The 4,769-nt window shown below is 64.6% G+C and carries 5 protein-coding genes; 1 reads left to right on the forward strand and 4 read right to left on the reverse strand.

Translation table 11 applies throughout. The annotated features are described in order from the left end of the window. The coding region (locus VMA74_RS06910; protein ID WP_325365902.1) for a sensor histidine kinase at positions 1–1,410 on the reverse strand (1,410 nt) is incomplete at its 3' end. Beyond that, positions 1,400–2,065 carry a response regulator gene (locus VMA74_RS06915; protein ID WP_325365903.1) on the reverse strand — a complete coding sequence of 222 codons (666 nt, stop codon included), beginning with the start codon at positions 2,063–2,065 and terminating at the stop codon, positions 1,400–1,402. The genes VMA74_RS06910 and VMA74_RS06915, both read right to left, overlap by 11 nt. A 132-nt stretch (positions 2,066–2,197) precedes the next feature. Here VMA74_RS06915 and VMA74_RS06920 point away from each other — a divergent pair, with 132 nt between their 5' ends. Further along, complete coding sequence (locus VMA74_RS06920) at positions 2,198–2,539, forward strand: zinc ribbon domain-containing protein YjdM (protein ID WP_325365904.1); 342 nt, start codon at positions 2,198–2,200, stop codon at positions 2,537–2,539. A gap of 146 nt (positions 2,540–2,685) precedes the next feature. Here the strand turns inward: VMA74_RS06920 and rho are convergent, their stop codons facing one another. Both rho and VMA74_RS06930 read right to left on the reverse strand, forming a co-directional pair. Then, positions 2,686–4,392: a transcription termination factor Rho gene (gene rho / locus VMA74_RS06925; protein WP_414649573.1), complete on the reverse strand. Its 1,707-nt coding sequence runs from the start codon at positions 4,390–4,392 to the stop codon at positions 2,686–2,688. Positions 4,393–4,603: 211 nt separating this feature from the next. Next, on the reverse strand, positions 4,604–4,769 hold a 166-nt coding region (locus tag VMA74_RS06930; RefSeq protein ID WP_325365906.1), incomplete at its 5' end, for a thioredoxin family protein.

Here is a 4,769-nt window from a genome sequence, read left to right on the forward strand (position 1 = left end):
GACGATGGCCAAGCCCAGGCCACTGCTTTGCCCATCGCTGCCGGCGGCGCGATAGAAACGTTCGCGTACGCGTTCGCGCTCCGCCGGGGGAACGCCGGGGCCGCTGTCTTCCACTTCCAGATAAGGCGCGCCGCCATGCAGGCCGCAACGCAAGGTAATACGGCCGCCGTCGGGCGTGTGGCGGATGGCGTTGTCGACCAGGTTGATCAGCAGCTCGTGCAGCAGCCAATGCACGCCGCGCACATGCACCGGGGCGCACTCCGCGCCCAGGTCGATGTTGCGGGCGATGGCGCGGTCGAGCATGGCGTCGGCCACCGTGCCGATCAGCGCCTCCAACTGCACTCTGGTGAAATCGCCGGGGCTGTTCGCGGAAGGTTCGGCGCGTGCCAGGGCCAGCAACTGGTTGGCAGTGTGCGCCAGGCGATCCACGCTGCCGTACAGGCGGGCGATGCGTTCCTGCTGGGCTTGATCGTGGGTTTCGCTTGCCAGCACTTCCAGTTGCGCTTTCAGGCCCGTAAGCGGTGTGCGCAGTTGATGGGCGGCGTTGGTCAGGAAGTGCTGTTGAGCCTGCGCGGCGTCGCGCACCGTGACCAGCAGGGTGTTGAGCGATTGCACCAGCGGCCGCACTTCGCTCGGCACGGGGTCCAGCGGCAGCGGCTGCAGCGATTGCGGCTGCCGCTGCATGATCCGCTCGCGCAGACGATTGATCGGACGCAGGGCCACGGTAATGCCGAACAGGCACAGTCCAAGCACCAGCAACAACTGGATGCCATCGCTGATGCCGATGATGGTATCCAGTCGCTGCACGGCGTGATTGCGCCGGTGCACCGTTTCTCCCACGCTGACGATCACCGGCTGGCCTTTCACCTGCGTGCGGTAGCTGGCGACGCGCAAGGCCAGTTGTTTGTAGCGGGCATCGCCATAGCTGAAGTCGTCGGTGTCGCCGCCGCGGGGAATCGGCAGGCCTTCATCACCGAGCACGGTGCGGCCGTCGGGCAGGCTTACGCGGTAGAGAAAGCTTTCCCGCGCGCCCGGAAACAGCCGACGCCAGAACGGACCGCCGTGCGCGCCGAATGGCCCGAGGGGTTTGTCATGATCGTTGGGGACGTCGTCAGGCGGCGGTCCTCCACCGGGAAGATGCAGCGGCGGAGGGCCGAAATCCGGTTTTTCCAGATGGAGCTGCCCGTCCGGCCCGCGATCGAGGTGGCCGGCGATCGCGACAGCCATGTGGGACAGCGCACGGTCGAAGGCGTCATACAGCGGCGTGACGTAGGTTTTGTGGTCGGCCCAGATGCTCGCCACCAGCAACAGCACCAACGGCAGCAGCAGATAAGCGAACAACCGCCCGCGAATGCTCCGCGCGCGCCGGGGTGCCGGTTCGGTAGGCAGGTTCTGCGTGCTACGCATCATCGAGGCGGTAGCCAAGGCCGCGGATGCCGCGCACCGTGGCTGCCTCGCCGAGTTTTGCGCGCAGGCGCGATACGTGCACTTCGATTGCGTTGCCGGAGATTTCTTCGTCCCAGCTCACGATGGCCTGGATCAGGCGTTCCTTGCTCACCACGCGGCCGCTGTGATGGGCCAGGCATTCCAGGATCGACCATTCGCGCCGGGTCAGCTCCAGCACGCGTCCAGCGTTGTCGATGGCGCGGCGGCCGGCCAGGTCGATACGCAGCTGTCCCACGACCATTTCGTTGGCGGTGGCGGCGGTGGCGCGGCGGATCAGCGCACGGCAGCGCGCCGCCAGCTCCGGCAGGGCGAAGGGCTTGACCAGGTAATCGTCTGCGCCCAGGTCCAAGGCGTTGACGCGGTCGTCCAGCCCATCGCGCGCCGTCACGATCAGCAAGGGCAGCGAACTGCCCTCGCGGCGCAAGCGGCGGACCAGGGTGAAGCCATCTTCGCCGGGCAGGCCCAAGTCGACGATGGCGAGGTCGTAATGGGTGGTGTCCAGGCGGGACTGGACCGATTCCGCGTCGGTCACCGCATCCACCACGTAGCCGGCCGTGGCCAGGCCGCGCACGATGGCGTCGGATACCAGGGGATCGTCTTCAACTAGCAGAATGCGCATACAACCGATAGCGTGTGGGGTCGCAGAATCGTATCAGTTAATGCTGATTTGATCCGTCGCGCAACATGCTCGGCAACGGATGAGGTTTACGGCGAGCTAAACTGCTCGGCCGTTATTTGCAGCGATATTCCCATGTCCGAGATTCCCGCCTGCCCTGTTTGCGGCATGGAACATACCTATCCCGACGGCAGCATGTATATCTGCCCCGACTGCGGGCATGAATGGCCGCAACACGCCGCGGTACGGGAGGAGCGCCAACAGGTCGTGCGTGACGTGCACGGCAACGTGCTGCAAAGCGGCGACAGCGTCATCGTGATCAAGGATTTGAAAGTGAAAGGCGCTTCCGTGCCGTTGAAGCAGGGTACGGTGATTCGCAACATCCGCCTGGTCGATGGCGATGTGGAACATATCGAAGGGCACTCCGACAAGATCAAGGATCTGGTGTTGAAGGTCTGTTTTCTGAAGAAGGCTTGAGCGTGCGTGTGCTCAACGTCGTCATCGCCGCGATAGCGGGATGCCGTTTCAAGGAAGCATCAGAGCCAATAGGTCCCCGCTTTCGCGGGGATGACGTCTTTTGAGACGAAAAAGCCGCCACAGGGGCGGCTTTTTCGTGACGTTCTTTAACGCTTCATCGAATTGAAGAACTCGTCGTTGGACTTGGTGTTCTTCATCTTGTCGAGCATGAATTCCATCGCGGCCAGCTCATCCATCGGATGCAGCAGCTTGCGCAGGATCCAGATCTTGGCGAGCAGATCCGGTTCGATCAGCAGATCCTCGCGGCGCGTGCCGGAGCGGTTGATGTCGATGGCCGGATACACGCGCTTTTCGGAGATGCGGCGGGACAGGTGCACTTCCATGTTGCCGGTGCCCTTGAACTCCTCGTAGATCACCTCGTCCATCTTGCTGCCGGTATCGATCAGCGCGGTGGCGATGATGGTGAGCGAGCCGCCTTCTTCTACGTTGCGTGCGGCACCGAAGAAGCGCTTCGGCCGCTGCAGCGCGTTTGCATCCACGCCACCGGTCAGCACCTTGCCGGAGCTGGGCACCACGGTGTTGTAGGCGCGGGCCAGGCGGGTGATGGAGTCGAGCAGGATCACCACGTCGCGCTTGTGCTCGACCAGGCGCTTGGCGCGCTCGATCACCATTTCGGCGACTTGCACGTGGCGCACGGCCGGCTCGTCGAAGGTGGAGCTGATCACTTCGGCGCGCACGGTGCGGGCGATTTCCGTGACTTCTTCCGGGCGCTCATCGACCAGCAGGATGATCAGGTGCACGTCCGGATGGTTGTACTGGATGGCGTGCGCGATGTTCTGCAGCATCATCGTCTTGCCGGACTTAGGCTGCGACACGATCAGGCCGCGCTGGCCGCGGCCGATCGGCGCGACCAGGTCCAGGATGCGTGCAGTGATGTCTTCGGTCGAACCGTTGCCGCGCTCCAGGTGGAACGCCTTGCGCGGGAACAGCGGCGTGAGGTTCTCGAACAGCATCTTGTTCTTCGATGCTTCCGGCGGATCGCCGTTGATGTCGTCGACCTTCAGCAGCGCGAAATAGCGTTCGCCTTCCTTCGGGTGGCGCACGCGTCCGGTGATGTAGTCGCCGGTGCGCAGGTTGAAGCGGCGGATCTGGCTGGGCGATACGTAGATGTCGTCGGGGCCGGCCAGGTAAGACTCGTCGGCCGAGCGCAGGAAGCCGAAACCGTCCTGCAGGATTTCCAGCACGCCTTCGGCCCAGATGCCGCCGCCCGAGCGGGCGTGGGCCTTCAGGATGTTGAAGACGACGTCTTGGCGGCGCTGACGGGCAACGCCTTCCTGGATGCCGAGCGATTCGGCGAACTCCAGCAATTGAATCGGGTTCTTGCGCTTCAGTTCGGTGAGATTGATGACGCGGTCATTGCTGCCGATGTCGGCGTTTTCGTCATCTACCGGCAGACCGTGCGGATTGCGCGGCGGGCCGCCCTGGCCTGGCGGGCGCGGGCCGCGTTCGTGACGGCGGCGGCGGTTGCGGTCATTGCGGTCGTTGCGATCATTGCGGCGCTCGTTGCCACCCTGTTGCCCCTGGCCCTGCGGCTGGCCGCCGTTGCCGTTGCCATTACCGCCCTGGGTGTTGTCGCGGGCTTCCGCCGCTTCGCCGCTGGAGCCGTTGCCGTAGCGCAGCGGTTCCTGGGTGGGCGCGGGGGCCGGTGCTTCGGGCCGTGTTTCGGCGGGAGGCGCCGAGCGCTCCACGAATTCAGTCCGCGCTTCGGTCGGCCGTCCGGCGGGAGGGCTAGCCTCCGTGGCCGCCGCGCTGGATCGGCGGGGCGAACGGGTGCGGGTAGGGGTTTCACTCACAGGTTTGGCGTCGGCGCGGATAGCGTCGGAAGAATCTTTGCTTTCGATATCGGACACGGGCAAACCTCACGGGGCGCCGTTGATGACAGGAGGGAGGACGAGCGTTGCGCGGAATGCGCGAGGGGGCAAGACAGCCCCGACTGAGAGGAATCTAGCACTCGCCGCGCAGCGCCGTAAAGGGCGTGCGCAGCGAGACGAGCACGCGGCGCTCTCAGATCGCCTTGTCGATCATCTGAACCAGCTGGCCCTTGCTGACCGCGCCGATCTGGGTCGCTTCGACCTTGCCGTTCTTGAAGACCATCAGGGTCGGGATGCCGCGCACGCCATAGGTGCGGGGGGTTTTCTGGTTATGGTCGATGTTCAGCTTGACCACGCGC

Origin of the sequence: Dyella sp. (assembly GCF_035508675.1) — a bacterium.
GTDB lineage: Bacteria > Pseudomonadota > Gammaproteobacteria > Xanthomonadales > Rhodanobacteraceae > Dyella_B.

Coding starts and splice junctions, on each gene's coding strand:
- VMA74_RS06915 (WP_325365903.1), bottom strand. CDS start 2,065: ATGCGCATTCTGCTAGTTGAAGACGATCCCCTGGTATCCGACGCCATC.
- VMA74_RS06920 (WP_325365904.1), top strand. CDS start 2,198: ATGTCCGAGATTCCCGCCTGCCCTGTTTGCGGCATGGAACATACCTAT.